General features: G+C 34.7%; 18 protein-coding genes. 9 read left to right on the top strand and 9 right to left on the bottom strand.

The window, feature by feature from the left end; all coding sequences use genetic code 11:
* Nucleotides 1-55: 55 nt before the first annotated feature.
* Nucleotides 56-886 carry a hypothetical protein gene (locus A8B35_RS00535; RefSeq protein ID WP_075601637.1) on the top strand — a complete coding sequence of 277 codons (831 nt, stop codon included), beginning with the start codon at nucleotides 56-58 and terminating at the stop codon, nucleotides 884-886.
* Between the two features lie 82 nt (nucleotides 887-968).
* Here A8B35_RS00535 and A8B35_RS00540 read toward each other — a convergent pair whose 3' ends face one another.
* Nucleotides 969-1,403: an outer membrane insertion C- signal gene (locus tag A8B35_RS00540; protein ID WP_075601638.1), complete on the bottom strand. Its 435-nt coding sequence runs from the start codon at nucleotides 1,401-1,403 to the stop codon at nucleotides 969-971.
* A 298-nt stretch (nucleotides 1,404-1,701) separates the two neighbouring features.
* Between A8B35_RS00540 and A8B35_RS00545 the strand changes: the two genes are divergently transcribed.
* Nucleotides 1,702-4,326, top strand: a complete 2,625-nt coding sequence (locus A8B35_RS00545; protein ID WP_075601639.1) for a valine--tRNA ligase — start codon at nucleotides 1,702-1,704, stop codon at nucleotides 4,324-4,326.
* Between the two features lie 172 nt (nucleotides 4,327-4,498).
* Nucleotides 4,499-8,188, top strand: coding sequence for a phosphoribosylformylglycinamidine synthase (purL, locus tag A8B35_RS00550; protein ID WP_075601640.1), 3,690 nt, complete (start codon nucleotides 4,499-4,501; stop codon nucleotides 8,186-8,188).
* 162 nt (nucleotides 8,189-8,350) lie between these two features.
* Here the strand turns inward: purL and A8B35_RS00555 are convergent, their stop codons facing one another.
* From A8B35_RS00555 to A8B35_RS00575, 5 genes are all read right to left on the bottom strand, one after another.
* Nucleotides 8,351-9,352, bottom strand: a complete 1,002-nt coding sequence (locus A8B35_RS00555) for a sensor histidine kinase (RefSeq protein ID WP_075601641.1) — start codon at nucleotides 9,350-9,352, stop codon at nucleotides 8,351-8,353.
* Between the two features lie 335 nt (nucleotides 9,353-9,687).
* A complete protein-coding gene (locus A8B35_RS00560) occupies nucleotides 9,688-10,377 on the bottom strand; it encodes a response regulator transcription factor (RefSeq protein WP_075601642.1) in 690 nt (229 codons plus the stop codon).
* A gap of 11 nt (nucleotides 10,378-10,388) precedes the next feature.
* Nucleotides 10,389-12,032 (bottom strand): sensor histidine kinase, encoded by a 1,644-nt coding sequence (locus A8B35_RS00565; protein ID WP_075601643.1) that lies wholly within the window; start codon nucleotides 12,030-12,032, stop codon nucleotides 10,389-10,391.
* Between the two features lie 258 nt (nucleotides 12,033-12,290).
* Nucleotides 12,291-12,839 (bottom strand): WcaF family extracellular polysaccharide biosynthesis acetyltransferase, encoded by a 549-nt coding sequence (locus tag A8B35_RS00570; protein ID WP_075601644.1) that lies wholly within the window; start codon nucleotides 12,837-12,839, stop codon nucleotides 12,291-12,293.
* Nucleotides 12,839-13,735 carry a DMT family transporter gene (locus A8B35_RS00575; RefSeq protein ID WP_075601645.1) on the bottom strand — a complete coding sequence of 299 codons (897 nt, stop codon included), beginning with the start codon at nucleotides 13,733-13,735 and terminating at the stop codon, nucleotides 12,839-12,841. Before A8B35_RS00575 ends, A8B35_RS00570 begins: the two co-directional genes overlap by 1 nt.
* 135 nt (nucleotides 13,736-13,870) lie before the next feature.
* Between A8B35_RS00575 and A8B35_RS00580 the strand changes: the two genes are divergently transcribed.
* Nucleotides 13,871-15,214 (top strand): amidohydrolase family protein, encoded by a 1,344-nt coding sequence (locus tag A8B35_RS00580; RefSeq protein WP_075601646.1) that lies wholly within the window; start codon nucleotides 13,871-13,873, stop codon nucleotides 15,212-15,214.
* A 34-nt stretch (nucleotides 15,215-15,248) separates the two neighbouring features.
* Nucleotides 15,249-15,839: a hypothetical protein gene (locus tag A8B35_RS00585; protein WP_075601647.1), complete on the top strand. Its 591-nt coding sequence runs from the start codon at nucleotides 15,249-15,251 to the stop codon at nucleotides 15,837-15,839.
* Here A8B35_RS00585 and A8B35_RS00590 read toward each other — a convergent pair whose 3' ends face one another.
* Complete coding sequence (locus A8B35_RS00590) at nucleotides 15,840-16,322, bottom strand: hypothetical protein (protein ID WP_075601648.1); 483 nt, start codon at nucleotides 16,320-16,322, stop codon at nucleotides 15,840-15,842.
* Between the two features lie 227 nt (nucleotides 16,323-16,549).
* On the opposite strand from A8B35_RS00590, the gene A8B35_RS00595 reads away from it, so the two are divergent.
* The 4 genes from A8B35_RS00595 (at nucleotide 16,550) to modA (ending at nucleotide 19,481) form a co-directional block, all read left to right on the top strand.
* On the top strand, nucleotides 16,550-16,900 hold the full coding sequence (locus tag A8B35_RS00595) for a winged helix-turn-helix domain-containing protein (protein ID WP_075601649.1): 351 nt from the start codon (nucleotides 16,550-16,552) through the stop codon (nucleotides 16,898-16,900).
* Nucleotides 16,901-16,957: 57 nt separating this feature from the next.
* Complete coding sequence (gene tsaA / locus A8B35_RS00600) at nucleotides 16,958-17,443, top strand: tRNA (N6-threonylcarbamoyladenosine(37)-N6)-methyltransferase TrmO (RefSeq protein ID WP_075601650.1); 486 nt, start codon at nucleotides 16,958-16,960, stop codon at nucleotides 17,441-17,443.
* A 66-nt stretch (nucleotides 17,444-17,509) separates the two neighbouring features.
* Nucleotides 17,510-18,679 (top strand): porin, encoded by a 1,170-nt coding sequence (locus A8B35_RS00605; RefSeq protein WP_075601651.1) that lies wholly within the window; start codon nucleotides 17,510-17,512, stop codon nucleotides 18,677-18,679.
* Nucleotides 18,680-18,710: 31 nt separating this feature from the next.
* Nucleotides 18,711-19,481, top strand: a complete 771-nt coding sequence (modA, locus tag A8B35_RS00610; RefSeq protein WP_075601652.1) for a molybdate ABC transporter substrate-binding protein — start codon at nucleotides 18,711-18,713, stop codon at nucleotides 19,479-19,481.
* Between the two features lie 82 nt (nucleotides 19,482-19,563).
* Here the strand turns inward: modA and A8B35_RS00615 are convergent, their stop codons facing one another.
* Nucleotides 19,564-20,634: an Ldh family oxidoreductase gene (locus tag A8B35_RS00615; RefSeq protein WP_075601653.1), complete on the bottom strand. Its 1,071-nt coding sequence runs from the start codon at nucleotides 20,632-20,634 to the stop codon at nucleotides 19,564-19,566.
* Nucleotides 20,635-21,208: 574 nt separating this feature from the next.
* Entirely contained in the window at nucleotides 21,209-23,665 is a 2,457-nt protein-coding gene (gene pheT, locus A8B35_RS00620) for a phenylalanine--tRNA ligase subunit beta (protein WP_075601654.1), read from the bottom strand.
* Between the last annotated feature and the right edge of the window lie 116 nt (nucleotides 23,666-23,781).

Genomic DNA, 23,781 nt, shown 5'->3' on the forward strand with positions numbered 1-23,781 from the left:
GCGTATCAGCGAGTAAAGGAAGCTGGTGTTGTGTGAATGTTTAAATTTCTATGCTATGAAAAATGTAAAATTTTATGATGTATTAAAACGTGTATTTAATTTAGTTTCGATATTTATTGTATGCTGCTTATTATTTTCGGCTTGTACAAAAGATGATTCTTTGTTAGAAGAAGCTGACGAAATATTTGACGAACTGCAATCTGAAGATAATAAAGAGAAGGACGATGAATCAACAAACGATGAATCTGATAATTCAGAAGAAGAGGAAGACTCAGAGGTGGAACAAAACGATGAAAATGATTCTGAAGAAGAGAACTTAGATGAAGGTGAACACCAAGAAGAGGAAACTGATGATTCAACAGATTCTGAAGAACAAGAAGTTGAAGAAGAAACTAGTGTGGATGTAAGTGATGCGATTGGAGTAAATAACACATATGATGTAGTTTATAAAATTACGGATAAAATATACTTCGACATTGAGGATGTTGATTTGTCAGGGATAAGTAAAATTAAAGTAGTTGGTATTAATGGGAATATGTACATTGGCCTACTAAGTAAAGAGAAACACAGTAAGTACATATTAATGGATATGTCAGCTACAAAAGCAAAAGTTACTGTTGGGGGTATTAATAATACTATTGAGGTGCTTGGATTAGAGCCATCAAATTGCAGAAAGTTAATCTTATTTAGTGTGATGCCGAAAACTTCAAGTATTTATAAGAAAAATGGGAAGGTGTATGTAGAAATAATACCAATAAATGATAGCGAAAATTATGGTTCGAGAGTATTGGTATATATTGGAGAAGAGAGTAAAATGAGTGACGCTGAAATTAAAACACAGCAAGACAGAATTATGAAAGATAATATTGAAACAGATTCATGGTAATAGTTGAGTAAAATAATCATTTACATAAAAGGAGGAAGTACAGCTGTACTTCCTCCTTTTATATTGTGTATTGGCTTAAGTTTTAGAAACAGAATCTAGCATTAAAACCAAAGCTATCAGCATTAAAACTCGTGTTGTCAATTATTTCTAAAGTAGGTCGCCAATCAATTCCAAGAGCAATCGGAACTCCTGCAAAATGATATTCAATACCAATTTCACCAGCAACACCTAGTTTAAAATCATCACCAATAAATGTTGTTACACCGGCACCTGTATACCAATTTAAACCTTCTACATCTCCAAGTGGTTTATACAAGAAGTCCCATAGCGCATCAATTCCAACGCCATCACCAAAAGATACATCAGCATGTATTCTGCTAAATTCGCCTAATCCAAATACTCCGTCGATGGCAACGTTATTTCCACTAAAGCTACCAAATCTTACACCGACTTCCTGTGCATTGGCACTAGCTGCTAATCCTGTAATAACAAGAGCAATAAATAGTAATTTTTTCATAATGTTCTAATTTCTAAGTTAGTGTATTTGCTTGTTTAACAATATACATATAAAATAGTTCGTAATAAAAATTAAACTTACGTTTAGTATTAAATCAAAATTATGTATTGTATGTGTGAATGTCAATAGCTCGCAAGTAAATAATAAAGTAATTATTAATGATGCTTTACTTTCATAAATATGAAGTTAAAGGCTATTTTTTTGTACTTTTGTCATCCGAAAATTGAACAACTTTATTTAAATGCATACCTGCAAATAAGTTGTGTAGTAATTAAGTAACCATAGTATTATTTATAAAATGGAATTAGCAAGTACATACAATTCGGTTGAAACCGAGGATAAGTGGTATAAGTATTGGATGGATCAGAATCTTTTTCATTCAGAACCTGATGAAAGAGAGCCCTACACTGTCGTCATTCCGCCACCTAATGTTACCGGAGTATTACATATGGGACACATGCTAAATAATACTATTCAAGATATTTTAGTTCGTAGGGCTAGAATGATGGGTAAAAATGCTTGTTGGGTTCCAGGTACTGATCATGCATCAATTGCTACCGAAGCAAAGGTTGTGAATAGACTAAAAACTCAAGGTATTGATAAAGCTGATTTAACGCGTGATGAATTTCTTGGCCATGCTTGGGATTGGACTGAAGAGCACGGAGGAATTATTCTTGAGCAATTAAAAAAGCTAGGTGCTTCGTGTGATTGGGATAGAACTTGTTTTACATTAGATAAGGAACGTAGCGAATCGGTAATTGATACATTCGTTAAACTACATGAGAAGGGTCTTATTTATCGTGGTGTTAGAATGGTCAACTGGGATCCGGATGCCCTAACTGCTGTATCAGATGAAGAGGTAGTTTATAAAGAAGTAAAATCTAAATTATACTATTTAAACTACAATATTGAAGGAGAAGAGGGAACGGTAACAATTGCAACTACTCGCCCTGAAACCATATTGGGTGATACTGCAGTTTGTATTAATCCTAACGATGAGCGTTTTACTCATCTTAAAGGAAAACGTGTTATTGTGCCTTTGGTAAATCGTTCTATTCCTATAATAGAAGACGATTATGTTGATATGGAATTTGGTACAGGTTGTTTGAAAATTACGCCTGCACATGATATCAATGACTACGAAATGGGTATGCGTCATAATTTGGAGAGCATCGATATATTAAATGATGATGGTACCTTAAGCGAAAAAGCCCAGTTATTTGTGGGTAAAGATCGTTTTGTGGTTCGTGAGGAAATAATCCCAGAATTACAAAAAGCAGGTAACGTATTAAAAATTGAAGATTACGATAATAAAGTTGGTTGTTCAGAAAGAACGGGTGCGGTTATTGAGCCAAAACTTAGTACGCAGTGGTTCTTGAAAATGACCGAGATGGCCAAGGTTGCTCTTGATGCTGTTATGACTGACGAAGTTCAGTTCCATCCGGCTAAATTCAAGAATGTATACCGCCATTGGATGGAGAATGTAAAAGATTGGTGTATTTCACGTCAATTATATTGGGGACATAGAATCCCAGTTTACTATCTCGAAAATGGAGAGTTTGTCGTTGCTAAGAATGATGAAGAAGCCGTAAGGTTGGCGAAAGAAAAAAGGGGCAATGACGCTTTAACTATTGCTGATCTTCGTCAAGAAGAAGACGTGCTTGATACATGGGCGTCATCATGGTTGTGGCCTATTTCTGTTTTTGATGGTTTTAATCCTGAAAAAAATGAAATAGATTACTATTATCCAACAAGTGATTTGGTAACAGGTCATGATATTATATTCTTTTGGGTAGCACGTATGATTATGGCTGGTTACGAATTTAAAGGAACATTCCCATTTAAGAATGTATACTTTACTGGTATGGTTCGTGACGATCAAGGTCGTAAAATGAGTAAGCAATTGGGTAATTCTCCAGACCCATTAGATTTAATTGCTAAATATGGAGCTGATGGTGTACGTGTTGGTATGCTATTGTGTTCTCCTGCAGGAGGTGATTTATTATTCGACGATAGCTTAACTGAGCAAGGCCGTAACTTTGCAAATAAAATTTGGAATGCTTTCCGATTGGTTAAAGGATGGGAAGTTGACAGTTCACTTCCGCAGCCTGATAGTGCAACAAAAGGCATTGAGTGGTTCAGTCATAAATTAAACCAAACCATTGAAGTAGTTAACGATCACTTTAGTAAATATCGTATTTCAGATGCTTTAATGTCTGTTTATACTTTATTTAGAGATGATTTCTCTTCATGGTACCTTGAGATTGTTAAACCAGGTTATCAACAACCAATTGATGAAGTTACCTTAAAAGCAACTATCGATAATTTTGATAAGATTTTAAGATTACTACACCCATTTATGCCATTTATCTCAGAGGAAATATGGCAATTACTTGAGCCTAGAAAAGAAGGCGAAAGTATTATGGTTGCTCAGATGCCGGAGGTAACTAAGGTTGATGAAAAATTGTTAGCTAATTTTGAGTTGACTAAAGAAGCTGTTGCAGGAGTACGTAATATTCGTAAGCAAAAAAATATAGCCAATAAAGAAGTAATTGCTTTAAGTATATTAGATAATGATGGTTCTTTGGATAAAACATTTATTCCAATACTTAGTAAATTGGCTAATGCTAGCGAAGTAAACTTTGTAACAGAAAAAGTATCCGGTGCATTATCGTTTATGGTAAAAGCTACAGAATATTATATTCCACTTGGTGATTTAGTTGATGCAGAAGAAGAAATTAAAAAACTAGAGGAAGAATTAAAATATCAAAAAGGATTCTTGATTTCTGTTAGTAAGAAGCTGAGTAATGAGCGCTTTGTTAATAATGCACCTGAAAAGGTTGTTGCTATTGAAAAGCAGAAACAAGCAGACGCAGAAGCTAAAATAAAAGCAATAGAAGAAAGTATTGCGAACTTAAAATAAAAAACCATTTAAGGTTGAAAAATGAAGGGAGTTTGGTATCAGACTCCCTTTTTTTTGTATATGCAATTCTGTATTGTTAATAAGCACAAAAAACACTCCCTCTAATTACGTAATTTTCATCCTTTATTGTACTTTTGCAGCAGATTCAATAAATCTCAAAACAGGAAGAAACATGGTCCTTTTCTTTAAAGGTAAATCTGAACAGATTTTAGCAGTAGGCTGCGATGCTAATTTAGCAGCAGAAGATGTAAAAAAGCTTGAATGGGCTTTTAGTGGTGCCACCAAAACCGATGAAACGGACTTAGGTGGTTTTTTTGTTGGACCTCGTAAAGAGATGATTACTCCTTGGAGTACCAACGCCGTAGAAATCACTCAAAACATGGGCATCGAAGGTATTACTCGTATCGAGGAGTACTTTAAAGTAGCTGATGAAAAAGCTGAGTTTGATCCAATGTTACAGGTATTGTATACCGGATTAAATCAGGAAATTTTTAACATCGACAAAGAACCAGATCCAATTGTAGAGATTGATGATGTGGGCGCTTATAACAAATCGGAAGGTTTAGCTTTAAGCGAGGATGAGGTTCAATACCTTGAAGGATTGGCCGTAAAATTAGGTCGTAAATTAACAGATAGCGAAGTGTTCGGTTTCTCTCAAGTAAACTCAGAGCACTGTCGTCATAAAATATTCAACGGTACTTTTATTATTGATGGAGAAGAGAAAGAAAGCTCTTTATTCAACTTAATCAGACGTACTTCAAAAGAAAATCCAAATTTCTTAGTTTCAGCTTATAAAGATAATGTAGCATTTGTTGAAGGACCAAAAGCGGTTCAGTTTGCTCCAGCATCGCACGATAAGCCTGATTATTTCCAAACCAAAGAAATTGATACTGTTCTTTCATTAAAGGCAGAAACACATAACTTCCCAACAACTGTTGAGCCTTTTAATGGTGCTGCAACAGGTGCAGGAGGAGAAATCAGAGACCGTTTAGGTGGAGGTAAAGCATCTCTTCCATTTGCTGGTACAGCTGTTTACATGACTTCTTATTCTCGTTCAGAAGAGGGTAGAGCATGGGAGCAAGCCAACGAGGCGCGTCCTTGGTTATACCAAACACCAGAGCAAATCTTAATCAAAGCTTCTAACGGAGCTAGTGATTTTGGTAACAAGTTCGGTCAGCCAATGATTTGTGGTTCGGTGCTTACATTTGAGCACTTCGAGAACCAAAAGAAATTTGCTTTTGATAAAGTAATTATGTTGGCCGGAGGTATTGGTTTTGCTAAAAAATCGGATGCCTTAAAAGATACTCCAGATAAAGGCGACAAAGTGGTGCTTTTAGGTGGCGATAACTACCGTATTGGTATGGGTGGTGGAGCCGTTTCGTCGGTAGCAACTGGTGAGTTCGACAATGCCATTGAGTTAAATGCCGTTCAGCGTTCAAATCCTGAAATGCAAAAACGTGCCATGAATGCCATTCGTGCCATGTCTGAGGCCGATGAAAATCCAATTGTGTTAATTCACGATCATGGTGCTGGTGGTCACTTAAACTGTTTATCAGAGTTGGTTGAAGAAACAGGTGGTGTTATCGATTTAGATAAACTTCCGGTGGGAGATCCAACCTTATCTGCCAAAGAAATTGCAGGTAACGAGTCGCAAGAGCGTATGGGTCTTGTGCTTAAAGAAAAAGACATTGACAAATTAAAAGCGGTTGCCGATCGTGAGCGTTCACCAATGTATGTGGTGGGTGAAACAACAGGCGACATGAGCTTTGTATTTAAAGATAGTAAAGGTAATGCGCCAATCAATTGGCAACTTTCAGATATGTTTGGGAATCCTCCTAAAACAATTATGGAAGATAAAACAGTTGAGGAGTCGTACGAGGCAGTATCTTACGATGCTTCTAAAATCGAGGATTACCTAAAGAGTGTATTACAATTAGAAGCTGTTGCTAGTAAAGATTGGTTAACAAACAAAGTTGACCGTTCGGTAACTGGTAAAGTGGCCAAGCAACAATGTGCCGGTGAAATTCAAATTCCATTGAATAACCTAGGGGCTACTTCTATTGATTATACAGGAACTAGCGGATTGGCAACATCAGTAGGTCACGCACCTGCAATTGCCATGATCGATCCTGCTGCAGGTTCAAAAGTAGCCATTGCCGAGAGTTTAACCAACTTAGTTTGGGCACCGTTTGCACGTGGTGTTAAAGGCATCTCGTTAAGCGCCAACTGGATGTGGCCTTGTAAAAACGAAGGCGAAGATGCCCGTTTATACAAAGCTGTTGAGGCAGTAAGTGAGTTTGCTTGCGATTTAGGAATCAACATCCCAACAGGGAAAGATTCTTTATCGATGACTCAAAAATATAAAGATGGAGAGCAAGTAATCTCTCCGGGAACGGTAATTATTTCTGCTGCTGCAGAGGTTAGTGAAGTGCGCCAAATTGTTGAGCCGGTATTAAAGAAAGATGTAGATACTAAATTAATCTATATCGATCTTTCTTTCGATGCTTTAAAATTAGGCGGTAGTTCATTTGCACAGGTGGTAAATAAACTAGGTGCTGAGGCTCCAACGGTTGCCGATAACCAATATTTCCTTACGGGATTAGAAACACTTCAATCTTTAATTAAGGATGATTTAATTCTTGCAGGTCACGATATCTCTGCCGGAGGTATGGTAACTGCAATGTTAGAGATGTGTTTTGCCAATAAATCACATGGTTTAAACATCGATTTATCAGCTATCGAAGAGCAAGACCTAGTAAAAGTATTGTTTGCCGAAAATCCAGGTGTATTGATTCAGGTTAAGGATGAAGCTAAAGTAACGGCTTTATTAACCGAAAAAGAGTTGGCTTTCCAAGTGATTGGTTCTCCTGTTGAGGCACGCACATTAAGCATCACTAAGTCGGGCGAAACAATGAGCTTCGATATTGATGAGATGCGCGATACTTGGTACAAAACTTCGTATTTATTAGATCGCAAACAAAGCGGCGAAGCGCAAGCCAAAGCACGTTTCGAAAACTATAAACAACAACCATTACAATATAAGTTTAATGCCGATTTTGCAGGAACACTTGCAGCTTACGGTTTAGAGGCTAAGCGTAATGGCATGTCGGGCGTAAAAGCCGCTATCATCCGCGAAAAAGGTGTGAATGGCGATCGTGAGATGGCTTATTCAATGTACCTAGCTGGTTTCGATGTAAAAGATGTTCATATGACTGACCTTATCACAGGTCGCGAAACTTTAGAGGACGTTAACTTCATCGTATTTGTAGGTGGATTCTCTAACTCTGATGTTTTGGGTTCTGCAAAAGGTTGGGCCGGAGCATTCCTATACAACCAAAAAGCAAAAGCAGCACTTGATGCGTTTTATGCACGTCCTGATACTTTAAGTTTAGGTATCTGTAATGGATGTCAGTTAATGGTTGAGTTAGGGTTAGTTTACCCAAATCACGATGTGAAACCAACCATGGAGCACAACGATTCGCATAAATTCGAGTCGAACTATGTGAACATGAATATCCAAGATAACAACTCTGTAATGTTAAAAACATTGGCAGGAAATACCTTAGGTGTTTGGATTGCACATGGCGAAGGTAAATTCAACATGCCAAAAGCAGAGGCAGAGTACAATATTGCAGGTAAATACGCCTACGATGCTTATCCAGCTAATCCAAATGGTTCTGATTTCAGCACCGCAGCAATCGTATCAAACGATGGTCGCCACTTGGCTATGATGCCTCACTTAGAGCGTGCTATTTTCCCATGGCAATGTGCACACTATCCTGAGGACAGAAAAGCCGATGAGGTTACCCCTTGGATCGAAGCTTTTGTAAATGCTCGTAAATGGGTTGAAGCAAACAAGTAAAGAAGAGTGAAGTAAGAAGACAGAAGTGTGTTTTTACCATAGATATTAAGAAAGCCCGATTCTTACGAATCGGGCTTTTGTATTTTATGCTTTTTGAATCTTGTTAAGTTAATCACAAATGCTTGGAAGGGCAGAAATTAGGGTTCGGTTGATATTTATTAACTACTTTAACTTTTTTGAGCAAACTATAATAAACTTGGTTCCTAATTTACCATCAGATTCTACTTTAACCTCGCCTTCGTGTTTATCCATTATCTTTTTTACAATTGAAAGTCCTATGCCAGTGCTTTCGTGGATATCTTTATGAGCAAGAGTTTGAAATACTTCGAATATCTTTTCGTGATATTTAGAGGGGATTCCAGGGCCATTATCTTCAAAGCTTATCTCGTAAAAATTAGGCTTTTCTTCACTTGAAATAGTTATCTGGCAAAGTTTTTTGTCGTTATACTCGATGGCATTGTTTAACAAGTTCGATATTAGTTGTGATATCTGTGTTTTATCTCCATTTATGGTAGGCAAAGTACCTTGAATTTCGAGTTTTACATTATTTAGGTTCTGGTATTTTTCATACTCCTCATGTACCAAAAGGTTAAGGTTAATGGCTTCAACGGTAATTTTACCAATTTTAGAATAATGTAATATTCCATTAATTAAATTTTCGAGTCGCTCAACTTGTTTTAATAGTGTGTTTAAATGATCCTGAACCTCTTCAGTTTGTCCGTCCTCTAAATCTGCTTTTATGAACGATGCTAGGCTATATATTCCCCTGAGTGGAGCTTTTAAATCATGCGAGGTAACGTAAGCAAAGCGTTCGAGTTCTTTATTTTTTAGTTCGGTATCACTTAAGTTTTGGTTTATTTCTTTAATTTTTTTAAAGCTATCTAGTCCTGAGCTAACCACAATAAATACAAAGTGTGAACCCAATAAGAATATTATCCCAGACAGGAACTCGAGTAATTCAGAGCGACCTAAAATAACCAATAGAACAACAAATAGATAACCAATAAAAAAAACAAACATGGATATACTCAAGCCTCGCCATTTACCCCTTAGTTTATTTGTGGGTAACATATTAAGGATTCTTTTTGTGCGGTTTGCGCTTAATAGCATAATAACTGCACCTACAGAAATAAAAGTTATTGTTATGTAATCGTATAAAGTCATGAAGGGCTATTTTAAAGTAGTTATACTTAATACAAAAATGCGAATGTGCCTATTTGTATTACTAAAATAACTATTGCTGAGATATTTATTATGCTTTTTGAAATATTATACCATTAAAATTTTAAAAGCCCTTCTTTTATTGAATGTTTTATATTTACTGTATTATACCAAAAACACCACCAAATGATTGGTATAAATTGTTTCTATAAAGCTTCTACTTCTTCATAAAATGTCAATTTAGCTATGGCTATATTTCTATTTTATTCATTGTAGAATCTATAAATAATTCAATTTCTTATCAATCATTTGATGGTGTTTTTGGTATAAGCATCAATTTAATCTTTGTTCACTTTTAATAGATAACCACTTCCGTGGATGTTTACAATTTCTACGTGTTTATCTTCTCGTAGGTATTTTCTCAGCTTGGTTATATAAACATCCATGCTACGCGTAGTAAAATAATTATTCTCGCCCCATATTTTGGTAAGGGCTTTTTCACGAGGCATTACTTTATTAATATTCTCGCATAACATTTTTAATAAATCGGCTTCTTTGGGTGAGAGTTGTTGCGAGTAGTTTTCAGAACTTAGAGTACGCATTTCGTAGTTAAATTCTAAAAAACCTAATTTGTATACGCTTTCTTTCGGACTAACTTCTTGATGAGTAGATCTGCTAAGTATGGCATTTATTTTTGCTATAAGTATTTCAGAGTCAAAAGGCTTGGTTATGTAATCATCTGCTCCAACGCCATACCCCTGTAATACATCCTCTTTTAGTGTTTTTGCGGTTAAAAATATGAGGGGGATATTTTCGTTTATGGTTTTAATTTCTCTTCCAATGGTAAAGCCATCAATGTTCGGAAGCATAACATCCAAAATGCAAATATCAAAATAATCGGGCATGTAGGTTTTCATTGCATTAGCGCCATCCTTCACCCAGGTTACATTGAACCCATTTATTTCGAGGTACGATTTCATAACAGTCCCAAAATTGAGATCGTCTTCTACCATAAATACCTTCTTCATATTTCTTAGTTTTAGTTAAGTTGTTTTTCGTTTAGGGGTAAAGTTAAGGTAAATTGACTTCCCTCGCCAAGTTTACTTTTGAGTTTAATATCGCCTTTGTGTTGAAGCATAACTGCTTTTACGTAGCTTAAGCCAAGGCCAAATCCTTTTACATTGTGTATGTTGCCTTTTGTTGCTCTAAAAAACTTATCAAAAGCTTTGGCTTGCTGTTCTTTACTCATTCCAATGCCATTGTCTTTTACGCAAATTTCAATGCTAGTTTTTGTATTTGTAGTACTTACCTCTATATGAGGTTCCTCTTTACAATATTTAATAGCATTTTCGAACAAATTAAGCAAAACATTGGTAATATGCACTTCATCAACCAAGCAAGAAGTTTTTGGAGCATTAAAATTTGATAAGATAACCCCTTCTTTCTCATTCACAAGAAGCGCTATTTTATTAATGGCTTCTTGAATTATTTTATGAATATCAACACTAATAGGGACCAACTGTAAATCTTTTTTTTCTATCAAAGACATTTGCAGAACACGCTCAACTTGTTTATTCATGCGTTGATTTTCTTCCTTAATAATCCGTATAAACGGAGAAATATTTTCCGGACTGTTCAATATTATTGGATTTGCAATATTATCTGCAGCTAAATTAATGGTTGCAATAGGAGTTTTTAGTTCATGAGTCATATTGTTGATAAAGTCCGATTTTATTTCCGAAACTTTTTTCTGATCAACAATAGTTTTAAGGGTGAAATAAAAAGTAAGAAGTATAATTACTGTAAGTAAAAAAGAGCCCCCAAATAATAAGGAAAGTGATTTCATAATAAATCGATCTTTATCGGGGAAGTATATATCGAGAACATAACTATTTTGGCCTCGCATAATATTATCCGGAAAGAGCAAGCAACTAAATAGTTTTGAACTTTCATCAACCTCATAATATTTAGATGATAAAGTGGTTTTGTTAGATCGGTTATTGGTGTATATACCAAATTCGTAATCTAAATTGACACCTCTATTAAATAACTCACTTTTAAGTGTTTTCTGAAGCTCCTTTTTATTTATAAATTTCCGTTTATCCGATTTTTGCATATGAAGCTCATAATTAAACTGATTAAAAAGCGTCATGGCATTTATCGTTCCGTTTTGAATGTGATTGATAATTTGGTTTAATGAATCTGTTAAATGATTCATAGCCTTTTCAATCTCATACATATTAGCACCGTTTTGAGGATCTAAAGTATTTCGTGATATCTGATATTTTCGGCTAATGCCATTCTCGGTAATATTTGCTTGTGCCGAGAATATACCATACGGATTGTGCTCCATTATTTTTACAACGCCCGTATTAGTAGCTTGTTTGTTGTTTTGAGTGGCTGTACTAGGAAAATATGGAACCGTGTAGCTTCTACTATTTTTTGCAGTATCAATACTCAATGAAACCTGATTATTTGGCGCATATTGATTCAAGAAATAATTAGCGGCTTGGTTTCTTTGAAGTTTATATACGGTTTGATTTAAAGCATCAAATACCGAAGCATTAAATTTCTCAGTTTGTACGTTAATTGCGTTGCTTACCCAAATGTACTGTAGTGCAATAATCCCAAACAGAGAAATGCACATTAATGTTACTAAACCAACTAAAGTTCTTTTTTGCATATTGTAGATTAACCTTTATACCTATACAAATATAGAGTTTTATAATGCCTGCAATTACACTTTAACTAATCCTTAACTCACTTTAACCCGCCCTTAACCCTGTACTATTTATAAGATGCATACTTTTACAATGACAATAAAACAAGGGTTAATTTTCATAGTGTAGTGTAAAATAGTAGAAGAACATGAATTTGCTTGCAAGTTCATGTTTTTTTATGCCTAATTTTTAAATTAATGTAATGTTGGCCGTTGATGTGCTTAGTTCATTACTCGATCTTTTACTTTAATGGCAGGATTACCTCGATAAATTGAAAAAGCTTCAAGATTATTGGAGGCCACAGAATTAATTGCCAATACCGAATGTGTTTTGCAATGTGTGTTAGCTGTTACAATAGATTTTGCGCCTATCCATACGCCATCTTCCAGGGTAATGGGACCGATCATTAAGTCAAAGGTTTCTTTAGTGTAATTATGGTTTCCGCAGAGTAAAAGAACACCTTGTGATAAGCAACAATTAGCACCAATCTTCACTGTATCTAAATTATCTATCCACACCTGTTCTCCTATCCAAGTATTTTCACCAATTGAAAGTTTCCAAGGGTATTTAATATTCACACTGGGTTTAATTACTACACCTTTGCCTATGTGCGCCCCAAAACACTTTAGCAGAAATACTTTTATACCCGATATCGGAATTAATGAATGATTGAATACCAAGGCATTTGTCCAATACCAAAGGGTACGCATAATAATGTTTCCGGGTTTATACCAACTATTATTGTATTTCGATAAATCGGTTCTTTTCATTATTTAGTTCCAAAAATGAGTAATGTGATACCAATAAGTATACCTAATAAATAAAGCGCTTTTACTTTAATGTTCTTTTCATTAAAGAAGATGGCGGCAAATGTAAACGCTATAATAACACCTCCTCTGCGTAAAGCTGATATTACTGAAATCATACTATCAGGAATGTGTAAAGCATAAAAATAGAAAAAATCAGCTATTATTAAGAAAATACCAATTAATGGGATGCTCCATCTCCACTTGAAGGGGGTAGTTTTGCCTTTTTGAGGTAACCAAATAATTAGTACAATAGGAATCATAAGGGCTACTTGGTAGAACGTAAAATAGCACTGTACGGCCATTCGGTTAATTTTTTGAAGTAAAAATTTATCGTATAAACCACTTACAGCACCTAATAAGGTTCCTATTATTATAAATAAAATCCATTTGTTACGTTTAAAATTGATGCCTTCTGTTTTACCTGCTATAGAGAAAAGGTAAAAGAACCCCAGAGTTATAATAATACCTATCCACTGAAGTGGACTTAGGCGTTCATTAAAAATAATGATTGCTCCTATCAAAGTCCATAAAGGCCCTGTAGCTCTTATTGGTGCTACAATGGTAAGGGGTAAGTGTTTTAATGCAAAAAATGAAAAACTCCATGATCCAACCACAATCACTGATTTTAGTAATAGCATTAAATGCTCAGTGGTACTTATTGTGGGAATATAAAATAAACTAGATTCGTTTAACAAACCAGATTTGGAAAAATATAAAAGTGGGATAAATAGGAGCGAACTGCTTATTGAGCTGAATAATAATATGGGAAATACAGCATTATTATTTAATGATACTTTTTTTACTACATCGTATACACCTAAAAACAGCGCTGATACTAAGGCTAAGATCCACCACATTATAAATAATAGTTCTAATTAGTTTAATTCTGCTGCAAAACTATTAATTAGATTGAGTGCACGAAAGTAAATAGAGTTATTGTTTTGTATAAAGATGTGAAAACGCTAAATTGAGTTGTCTAAGAATATCTATATATGAACTATCTGCTATTAAAAAACGGTTTTGTTGTTAGTCCTCATTCTATTAAAAAGGAAGATATTTTGGTAGGTGGTAATAAAATATTAGAAATTGCCCCTAGTTTAAAACGACCAACTTCAGAAACGCCGGTTATTGATGCATCAGATAAATACATAATGCCTGGTATTATAGATATCAATAGAAGTTTTCTCGAACTTATCAAATGTCAATCAGATACTGAAGAAATCTTAAGGTTGAATCAAGCACAGATGTATAATGGAACAACCATGATGATTGATTCAATTGAAGATAATCCTAAAAAAGATTACCAAAAAAATATTGAAGCAGCTAAAAAACGTGGTAGCCAGAATAGTATTGATTTTAGTTTTCATTTAAAGTTTAATAAGCTCAAAAACATAACAACAGATATTATTGATAATAGTTACTTGCACGAAGGTATAAGTAGTTTAACCATAAACATAGGTAGCCTTTATGCAGTTTCTGAAGAAGTTATACAAAATATACTATCTGGTATTTTAAATAACGACCTTTTGTTGGTTTGCGATTTAAGTATCAACCACAAAAAAGAAGAGAAGTCTTCAGAGTTATACAGTACTAAAACCATTGAGGATCATTTTCAAACATTGAATATGCTTATCAATGTAGGTGTTTCATATGGTTGCTCAATAATGTTTACCAATATATTATTTGTAGAAGAGTATAACCTTATTTACGGAGGTATTGAGCGAAAAGCAGATTTTTATGGAAGTTTAATTCTTCCATTCAATATCGGAGAAACTCAAAAAGTAAATGGCCTTTCAAATAGAAATTATCTATTTAAAGACGCAACTAATAAGTTAACATTTCTGAGTGAAGAGGCTGTTTGGCAAATTATAAACTCAAATAGATTTATAATTGCTAGTCCTCCATTTAATTTACAAAGCTCTAATGATGTTTCGAGCGAGTTGGTTTACAATAGGCCAGATAGGTATCATTATTTAAGAAATTATCAAAGTGTTCTTTTTACTTCTGGGGTTAATCAAAAGCAAATTAGTATACAAAAGTTGAGTAATATTACTTCAACTCTGCCTGCAAAACTTATGGGTGTATATCCTCAAAAAGGTATTTTAGCAATTGGATCAGATGCAGATATAGTGGTTTGGAATCCTGATTTCGATAGGAATTTATATTGTACCTTGCCATCAGCAGAAGCAAATCATAATGAATACAAATTAAAAGGTAGGTGCGATTTCGTATTTTTAAAAGGACAAATGGTATACAATGGTGAACTTTTCGACTCACGTAAAACTTCGGGGAGTTTTATTTTCCGAACGTCCTTAGAGCCTCTAAATTTGGAATAATTATTGTTATCTAAGTCTACTAAAATGTAGTATTATGCGTATTCTTCTCCTTTTATTTGCCATTGTTTCAACATCTTTTTGCGTTAAAGCACAAGATAATATTGCAATGCAGAATATTGATCATGGTAGCGATATTATGCTTCAACTAGATTCTTTGGAACTAGTTTATAATATACAACCCAAAGTGAGTTATGAATTGGGTACAAGTGCTTTTACTAATTTCGATGGTTTTTACGGATTCAATACTTATGTATCTCCGCATATGGTATTTCAGCCAAGTAAAAAGTGGATTGTAGACGGAGGGGTTTATTTGGGCAGAACGCAGGCTTTTAATGTGCCATACTACAACAATACAAGTGCGGATCAAACTATAATAGACATGGGGGTTTATGCCAGAGGAACCTATTTGGTTAACGATAAGCTTTATGTAGGAGGAGCAGGATATATGAATTATGCAAATGTAGAAACATCGTTACCAAATGATAGAAGAAATGCCTATAACAATATAACCGGAGAAACCTTTGTGGGATATAAATTCTCTGATTCATTTCGTGTTGAAGCAGGATTTAGCATAAGTAATTATAATACTAATAACCCTGCATTTATGAATCAAAGAAACTTTTAATTATTCTTCGTCTCTGTAATTATCTCTATTTTTTATATTGACTACGAATGATGCGTGGTGCATTTTCACATATTGATCTAACAGTCTAAAACCATCTCCGCTTAAATTTATAATTGAGGGATAAAACTCAACAATTAATTCTTTGGCTTTGGCATGACTTAGCTCGATGAATTCAGAAACTCCTTCAAGAGCTTTAATCTTTTTTACCACCCTTTCTACTCCTATTAGTTCTTCCTTTTTTCTGTAATCAGGATAGTTATTATCCTTATCGAGTACTGATTCAGAGGTGGAAATAATTTGATTTGCAAAGGTCTCAATAATTTCTTCAGCAATATCATCTTCTTTACTATTAGGGTGATACTTATGAAACAACATAAGCATCTCTAATTTAAATTTAGTTCTAAATTTAGCATAAAACTCATCTGTAGCTTCAAATGCTTTTAGTAGTTCTCGAATCTTATCTTCTTTATTAAATTGCTTCATGACGTATTCTAATTCAAATGATTATTACCTATAAAGGTCTGAATATTAGAAAAGTTTAGTTTGATTCCATTCAATTTACGTCAATTTTATTTATCAGTCTACATTTTTGTCGAAAAATAGGTAATTATGTTTCCATTCTGTAGGAAATACTTAGTGATAATATGTCCATCTGCTTGATTAGTATTGGATTGTATTGTTTGGCATAGGTTTTATAACACACCCTAAGTATGAAACAGCCTTTTAGTATAAATACAAAACTCGAGATTGATAAAAATGGTGTTCTATTTTTAAATGAGAAGAGAATACGATTATTAAAACTTATCGGAGATCTGGGGTCAATTAATGCAGCTACTAAGGAAATGAAGATGTCATATCAGCAGGCATGGTCATTTATAAAAGAGATGAACGAAATGTCACCTCTTCCATTGGTGATACGAAAAAGAGGAGGTTCAAATGGCGGAGGAGCCTACTTAACTAAATCTGGTGAGAATGCTTTGGCTGTTTATAAGCAGATTGCGGCATCACAAGAAGCTTTAAATAAGCAGATAGTAGAGCATCTAGGTTGTCATTTTTTTTAAAAACCGTTATTCATTTCTATGAATAATGCAATTCAGTAATCTAAAAAATAATCATATATGAACACTATTAGTTTCGTGGCGATTGGAACTATTCATACGCCGCATAAAACACTATCCGATATGCCAATTCAGCCCAATGGTGCGAAAGGCATAGGTGGGTTTATTGAATTACAAGAAGAGCTTATTGAAGGCTTAAGTGATTTAGATGGCTTTTCGCATTTAACTCTTTTGTATCATCTGCATAAAGTAGAAAAGTGTGAATTAAAGGTAACACCATTTATGGATAGTGTCCCTCGTGGAATTTTTGCCACACGATCTCCTATTCGACCAAATCCAATTGGTTTATCAACGGTAAAACTCAAAAATATTGAGGGCAACCGAATTCATATTGAAGATGTAGATATGTTAGATGGTAGTCCGTTAATTGACATTAAACCTTTCTTCGGAGAAATGGATAATCGTTATAATGTTTCTTTAGGTTGGCTCGATAAATCAAAAGGTTCGTGCTGTGAGACAGTTAGATCAGATGAGCGATTTTTGTAGTATAAACCCAATCCGTCAACATTTTTAAATTTTAATTACCGTTATTCATTTTTTAGAATAAAGCTTATGAAGTACAATGCAATATTAATTTTCCTATTAATAATAACATTTCAGGTTGCGCGAGCTGCAGAAGAAGAGAACGAAATAAACCCATTTATTAAATTAGATAAGAATAAGTTATTTCAACCAGTGCTCGATCTTGAGTTTTGGTATGTATATAGTATGAACGAGAAACAATCAGGGGAGGAAGTGTATGATCGATCAGATGCGATGTTTAGAAGAGTTAGAATTGGAGCAAAGGGAAATCCTACACCATGGTTAAATTATATATTCAGATTCAGTGCCGATAGGGTTGGTGAAGATGTATATACTGCTGTTAAGGGTTCTTACAATGGGATATCGGTATGGAATGGTTACTTTACAATAAAACCGTTATCAGATAAAAACCTTTTGAATATTCATATGGGATATTTTTGGACAGGTGTTAGCCGTGAATTTACAAACTCTCCATGGAATGTCGCAAGTTTAGATAAAACTAGGTCAAACTATTATTTGCGTCATTTTGTTAGTGGAAAGGGTAATGGTATTGAAAGTGGAATTGCCCTAGGTGGTATTAAAAACTTTAATAAATGCGCCATTAGTTATCGTACAGGGGTATATGAACCAAGTGCCTACTCATGCAGTAATTACGGGAATAAATTATTTACAGGTAGGGCGGTTTTAACTATTGGAGATGGAGAACAGTCGAAATATAGTTATATGGTGCCCGCTAATAATTGGCGAAAAACCAAAAGTATTTCAATCGGACTAGGAGGTTCTAGTCAGCAAAATGGTAAACTTTGTGATTCTGTTTTGTTTAAAACATCTTACACTTATGGTGCCGATTTGTTAGTTTGTTACAAAGGCATTCGTATAGAAGGAGAATGTTTTGCTATGAAACGAGAGGATCAAGCTAAGCAAAAAATAGATGCGATAACATGGTATGCAAGAGCTTCGTATAACTTTATTATTGCCAATAAATATATTGAAGCGGTGGTGTGTTATGATTCTTATGATGCAAGTGGAAGTAAATCTGTATATAAGTTTATTGGTGATGACAATTCATTAGATATGGGGTTAAATTGGTACCTAAGTAAAGATAAACTTAAATTAGCTCTCCATTATATTATACAGGATGGTACAACATCGCCAAACTTAGGAAACTATATAGGAACAGCTCTACAATTTAGACTGTAATAAAAATCTAACAAATAAAGAGGATATTAAGATGAGAGATATTAAAATAATAATAGTTGTAATTGCAATAGTACTTTGTTCATGTGTCAACAATACTAAAAAGGATGCTAAAAATAGATTAGTTGTTTTTGCAGGCGCTGGATTAACTGATGCTTTAACTGAAATTTGCGATTCTTTTTTTATTACAAACGGAGTGGAAGTAAAGCTTAATTTAGCCTCAAGCGGAACACTTGCCCGCCAGATAGAACAAGGAGGAGAACCGGATTTATATATATCTGCAAGTAAAAGGTGGGCCGATTATATTGATAGTTTAGGCTACGTTGTTGATCAACAAAAAACGATGGTTGCAGGTAATAAGTTATCTCTTATTCAGCCTATAAATAGTAAAACTAGTGTTGATATAGATTCAGCAATTATTTGGAGTGATATACTAGCAGATGATTATTTTTCGATAGGAGATCCAAGTCATGTTCCAGCAGGTAAGTATGCTGTTGCAGCGTTAAAACATTATGGATGGTACACTACAATAAAGCCTAAGATGTTGCCTGCAAAAGATGTACGATCGGCTTTAATGGTTGTTGAATTGGGCGAAGTCCCTTACGGGATTGTATATAAAACCGATGCCTTAAAATCTTCAAAGGTTAAAATTGTTGCCGATTTTGCGGATGGATCACATCCTGCAATTCAAAATATAGCATCTGTAATTAGCGATAAAAGTAACGCCCAGTTGCTGTATAAATATTTGCAATCTCCACTAGCTAAATCAATATGGATGAAGTATGGATTCTCTGTGCCAGAATAAAATAAATGAATTCTCTATAATCAATTAATGGAAAAGTAAGAAAGCTTGTTGGTTGAATAACAAGCTTTCTTACAATACTGTTTTATTCAAAGCTTAGCTTGAATTTTTCAGCCAAACTCTTTAAATCCTCTACTACCGGGGGAAGAAGGTCAATGCCATTTTTAAGTCGCTCTGCGGTAATGGCTCTTTCAGGGTCACCAGGAACCAATACTTGATCATGTCCTTCGCTAGGAACAGCATTTCGGAAAGTAGTTATCCAATTGTCCATATGTGATTTAAATTCGTCAGCAGGTCTAAATGCATCCACACGCATAGCTCCTAAAAAGTGTCCTATACCTTCACCAACTGGGTTTTCAGGTAATGGGGCATAAGCAACAAAAGGCGGAACCCATGGTCCGTAGTTCGCTCCTGGTAAAACAGCCGATAAAATATCTACCAAAGAACCTAAGCAATACCCTTTGTGACTTCCATGCACTCTATCGCTTCCCAAAGGCAACATTGCACCTCCTTTTTTAAGAATGGCAGCATCTGTTGATGGGTTTCCGTTTTCATCTTGAGCCCAACCTTCGGGTATACTCTCGCCTTTACGCTGCAAAACTTCTAACTTACCATTAGCCACAGGTGTAGTTGCCATATCAATAACAACAGGAGGTTCCTTATCGGCCGGAATTGCAACCGAAATAGGATTGGTTCCTAAAAATTTACTTTTTGAGAAGGTAGGAGAAACCAGAGCGCTTGCATTAGTCATACTCCATCCAATCATATCTTCCTCAGCAGCCATCATAGAGTGGTATCCGGCGATACCATAATGATTTGAGTTTTTAACAGCAACCCAACCGGTACCAGCAAGCTTCGCTTTTTCCATGGCAATTTTCATAGCCTTTGGAGCCACCATTAAACCTGCTCCTAGGTCACCATCAATAACGGCAGTACTGGGAGTTTCGTGAACTATTTTCACATTAGGTGTTGCATTTAAGCGACCCTTTTCCCATAAGCGAACATAGCCACTTAACCTTGCAACGCCATGAGAGTCAACTCCACGTAAATCAGCAGAAATAAGAACTTCAGCTGCTAAACTAGCATCGTTATTAGTACTACCCATGGCTAGGAATACATTTTTAATAAAATTTTGTAAATATTTTGCAGTATACATGTATCTGAATTAAAATGTGCAGCAAATATAACAAAAGTGAAATAAGTACTTTAATCAAAAAATAGTGAGAGAATTATTATTTTAGAATTAATCATAAATTTATTGTGATCTGAAAATAGAAATACACTTCCTGAAAACAGTTACTTATTTAAAGGGAGAGTATATGCTTAATCGTAGAATAATAATAGTAATCCTTAAGTGAAAAACATACCCTGAAAAGAGGAATAGATTATACCATCATTGGATACGACTCATACTCAACTAGAGTTTACTATGGATTGAGATTGTTTTATCGTCAATGTACGTTTTCATATATAATGCGATAAGGTAGCTTTACTTAAGCTAATGAGGAAAAAAGAGGCTGTCTCACAACTGAATTTTTCAGACAACAAACTTTCAATTTGTAAGTTGACTTGGTAAAGAAACTTTGATGTTATTAATTTCAAGGTGAAATATTGAGTTTAAGGAATGTTTTTGTGTTTTTAAGTTGGAGTTAGCTTACGAATTTGTAACTAAAAAGAAGAGGCCGTCTCATTCTGAGACAGCCTCTTTTACGATATATGTTATTTTTTGATTATCCTCTTAATTGAGCGTTTACTTCACGCTCTAGGTTTTTAATCATGCTATTCATAATCTTATCGATTTGTTTATCGGTAAGGGTTTTGTTTTCATCTTGTAGAATGAAGTTAACGGCATATGATTTTTTATCGGCAGGTAAATTTTTGCCTTCGTAAATATCAAATAGAGATACTTTCTTTAAAAGCTTCTTTTCTGTTTTTTGCATTACAGCTTTAATCTCGCCAAAATTAACTGACTTATCAATTAGTAATGCTAAATCTCTGCTAACCTCTGGGAATTTAGGGATATCAGTAAATAATACATTCTGACGGCCAGCTATTTTTAATAAGTTATCCCAGTTAAATTCTGCAAAATAAACCGATTCTTTAACTTCAAGCGACTGAGCAACTTTTGAACTTACTAAACCAAAATCAACTAAACTAATTTTGTTTTTAGTGCTAATATTGATGCCCTCTGCAAATAAATCATTGTTAGCATCTTGCTCGCTTAATTGAGCTTCGCCAATATTTAATCGCTCTAATATATTGTTTACAACACCTCTAATATCAGCAAATGATACTTTGCGTTCTTGGCTATTCCAACTTGCCGGAATCATATTTCCTGTTAAGAAAATACCTAAATGTTGTTCTTCTCTAAACTTCTCTAACGAACCTTTTTCGCCTTCCGGATTTAAGAAATAACAATTACCGAATTCGAATAATTTAAGATCGCCTTTTCTGCGGTTGATATTGTGTTTTGCCGACTCTAAGCCACCCATTAAAAGCGTTTGGCGCATTCCGCCTAAATCTGAACTCAATGGGTTGAATAATGCTACCACATTCTTTTCAGGATAGGTTTCTGACTCAGCGTACAAACTTGGTTTTGTAAGTGAGTTGTTCATAATTTCGTTAAATCCTAACGAAACCAATTGGTTGGCAATAGTATTCACTACTTTGTGGTTATCTGGCTTATCAGAGTATACTAAAGTTGAGTGAACAGCTTGTGGAATCTCAATATTATTGTATCCGTAAATACGAAGTATATCTTCAATAACATCAACATCACGTTGTACATCTACTCTATAAGGAGGAATAGAAAGCAAAACAGCTTCTTCATCTTCCTTGATAATATTCATATCTAAAGCAGCAAAAATGCTTTTTATTTTTTCTTCACCTAATTTTTTTCCAATTAAGCGGTCAATGTTTTTCCATTTTACCTCAACCTCAAAGTTTTTAATAGGTTCAGGATAAATATCTGTAATTTCAGACGAGATGGTACCACCAGCAACTTCTTGTATTAATAATGCTGCACGCTTTAAAGCGTAAATTGTGATGTTAGGATCGATACCACGCTCAAAACGGAAAGAAGCATCTGTACTTAAAGTATGGCGTTTAGCTGTTTTACGAACATAAACAGGATTAAAGTATGCACTCTCTAAAAATATTTTAGTTGTTGATTCTTTAACACCACTTTTTTCGCCGCCAAAAACACCCGCAATACACATTCCTTCTTCTGCATTGCAAATCATCAAATCATTATCTGATAATTCTCTTTCAATACCATCAAGAGTTGTGAATTTTGTTTTATCGTTTAAGGTTTTAACTACAACTTTATCGCCTTTAATTTCAGCTCCATCAAAGGCATGTAAAGGCTGACCTAATTCGTGTAGTACAAAGTTGGTAACATCAACCACATTGTTAATCGGCGTTAAGCCAATAACTGATAATTTGTTTTTTAACCAGTCAGGTGATTCTTTTACTTCAACTCCACTAATTGTAAGTCCTGCATAACGAGGGCAAGCAGTTGTGTTTTCAACGCTAACTTCAACAGGGTAATCAGTATTTTCAACTTTAAAATCATCAACAGATGGCCATTTTACTTCAGCTACTTCGTTGTTCGATTTTAAGTACGCTGCTAAATCACGAGCAGTACCAATATGTGAAGCTGCATCAACACGGTTTGGTGTTAAATCAACTTCAATAATAATATCAGACTCAACATTAAAGAAATCTTTAGCTAAAGTACCTGCCGAAACTTCTTCTGGCAGTTCCATGATACCGCCATCAGCAGCACCAACACCAATTTCGTCGGCTCCACAAAGCATACCTTGTGATAATTCGCCTCTAATTTTCGATTTTTTAATAACAAAGCTTTCATCACCGCTATAAAGAGTAGTACCCACAGTTGCAACAACCACAGTTAAGCCGGCTCTTACGTTTGGTGCTCCACAAACTATTTCTAAAGTTTCGTCGGTACCAATGTTAACGGTTGTTTTACTAAGTTTATCAGCGTTTGGATGTTTCTCGCAAGTAAGAACTTTACCAATAACTAAACCTTCTAATCCGCCTTTTATAGATTGAACCTCTTCGATTCCACCTACTTCAAGACCGATGTCTGTAAGGATTTTTGAAACCTTATCAGTTTCGATGTTAATGTCTAAATAGTTCTTTAACCAGTTGTACGAAATTAGCATTTGTATATTTTTTGGTTCCTAGTAATTACAAAAGGAACTTTGTTTTACTTTATTATTTTATGAGAAAAGTATTATTGCTCATTTTTGGGAGAACAAAAGTAACTATTTTGAAGTCA

Origin of the sequence: Saccharicrinis aurantiacus, assembly GCF_001660705.2 — a bacterium.
In the GTDB taxonomy this organism is placed as follows: Bacteria; Bacteroidota; Bacteroidia; order Bacteroidales; family Marinilabiliaceae; genus Saccharicrinis; species Saccharicrinis aurantiacus.

Bases quoted from the DNA above. Each gene is read 5' to 3' on its own strand.
- A8B35_RS00535 (WP_075601637.1), top strand. From the start codon at position 56: ATGAAAAATGTAAAATTTTATGATGTATTAAAACGTGTATTTAATTTA.
- A8B35_RS00540 (WP_075601638.1), bottom strand. From the start codon at position 1,403: ATGAAAAAATTACTATTTATTGCTCTTGTTATTACAGGATTAGCAGCT.
- A8B35_RS00545 (WP_075601639.1), top strand. From the start codon at position 1,702: ATGGAATTAGCAAGTACATACAATTCGGTTGAAACCGAGGATAAGTGG.
- purL (WP_075601640.1), top strand. From the start codon at position 4,499: ATGGTCCTTTTCTTTAAAGGTAAATCTGAACAGATTTTAGCAGTAGGC.
- A8B35_RS00555 (WP_075601641.1), bottom strand. From the start codon at position 9,352: ATGACTTTATACGATTACATAACAATAACTTTTATTTCTGTAGGTGCA.
- A8B35_RS00560 (WP_075601642.1), bottom strand. From the start codon at position 10,377: ATGAAGAAGGTATTTATGGTAGAAGACGATCTCAATTTTGGGACTGTT.
- A8B35_RS00565 (WP_075601643.1), bottom strand. From the start codon at position 12,032: ATGCAAAAAAGAACTTTAGTTGGTTTAGTAACATTAATGTGCATTTCT.
- A8B35_RS00570 (WP_075601644.1), bottom strand. From the start codon at position 12,839: ATGAAAAGAACCGATTTATCGAAATACAATAATAGTTGGTATAAACCC.
- A8B35_RS00575 (WP_075601645.1), bottom strand. From the start codon at position 13,735: ATGTGGTGGATCTTAGCCTTAGTATCAGCGCTGTTTTTAGGTGTATAC.
- A8B35_RS00580 (WP_075601646.1), top strand. From the start codon at position 13,871: ATGAACTATCTGCTATTAAAAAACGGTTTTGTTGTTAGTCCTCATTCT.
- A8B35_RS00585 (WP_075601647.1), top strand. From the start codon at position 15,249: ATGCGTATTCTTCTCCTTTTATTTGCCATTGTTTCAACATCTTTTTGC.
- A8B35_RS00590 (WP_075601648.1), bottom strand. From the start codon at position 16,322: ATGAAGCAATTTAATAAAGAAGATAAGATTCGAGAACTACTAAAAGCA.
- A8B35_RS00595 (WP_075601649.1), top strand. From the start codon at position 16,550: ATGAAACAGCCTTTTAGTATAAATACAAAACTCGAGATTGATAAAAAT.
- tsaA (WP_075601650.1), top strand. From the start codon at position 16,958: ATGAACACTATTAGTTTCGTGGCGATTGGAACTATTCATACGCCGCAT.
- A8B35_RS00605 (WP_075601651.1), top strand. From the start codon at position 17,510: ATGAAGTACAATGCAATATTAATTTTCCTATTAATAATAACATTTCAG.
- modA (WP_075601652.1), top strand. From the start codon at position 18,711: ATGAGAGATATTAAAATAATAATAGTTGTAATTGCAATAGTACTTTGT.
- A8B35_RS00615 (WP_075601653.1), bottom strand. From the start codon at position 20,634: ATGTATACTGCAAAATATTTACAAAATTTTATTAAAAATGTATTCCTA.
- pheT (WP_075601654.1), bottom strand. From the start codon at position 23,665: ATGCTAATTTCGTACAACTGGTTAAAGAACTATTTAGACATTAACATC.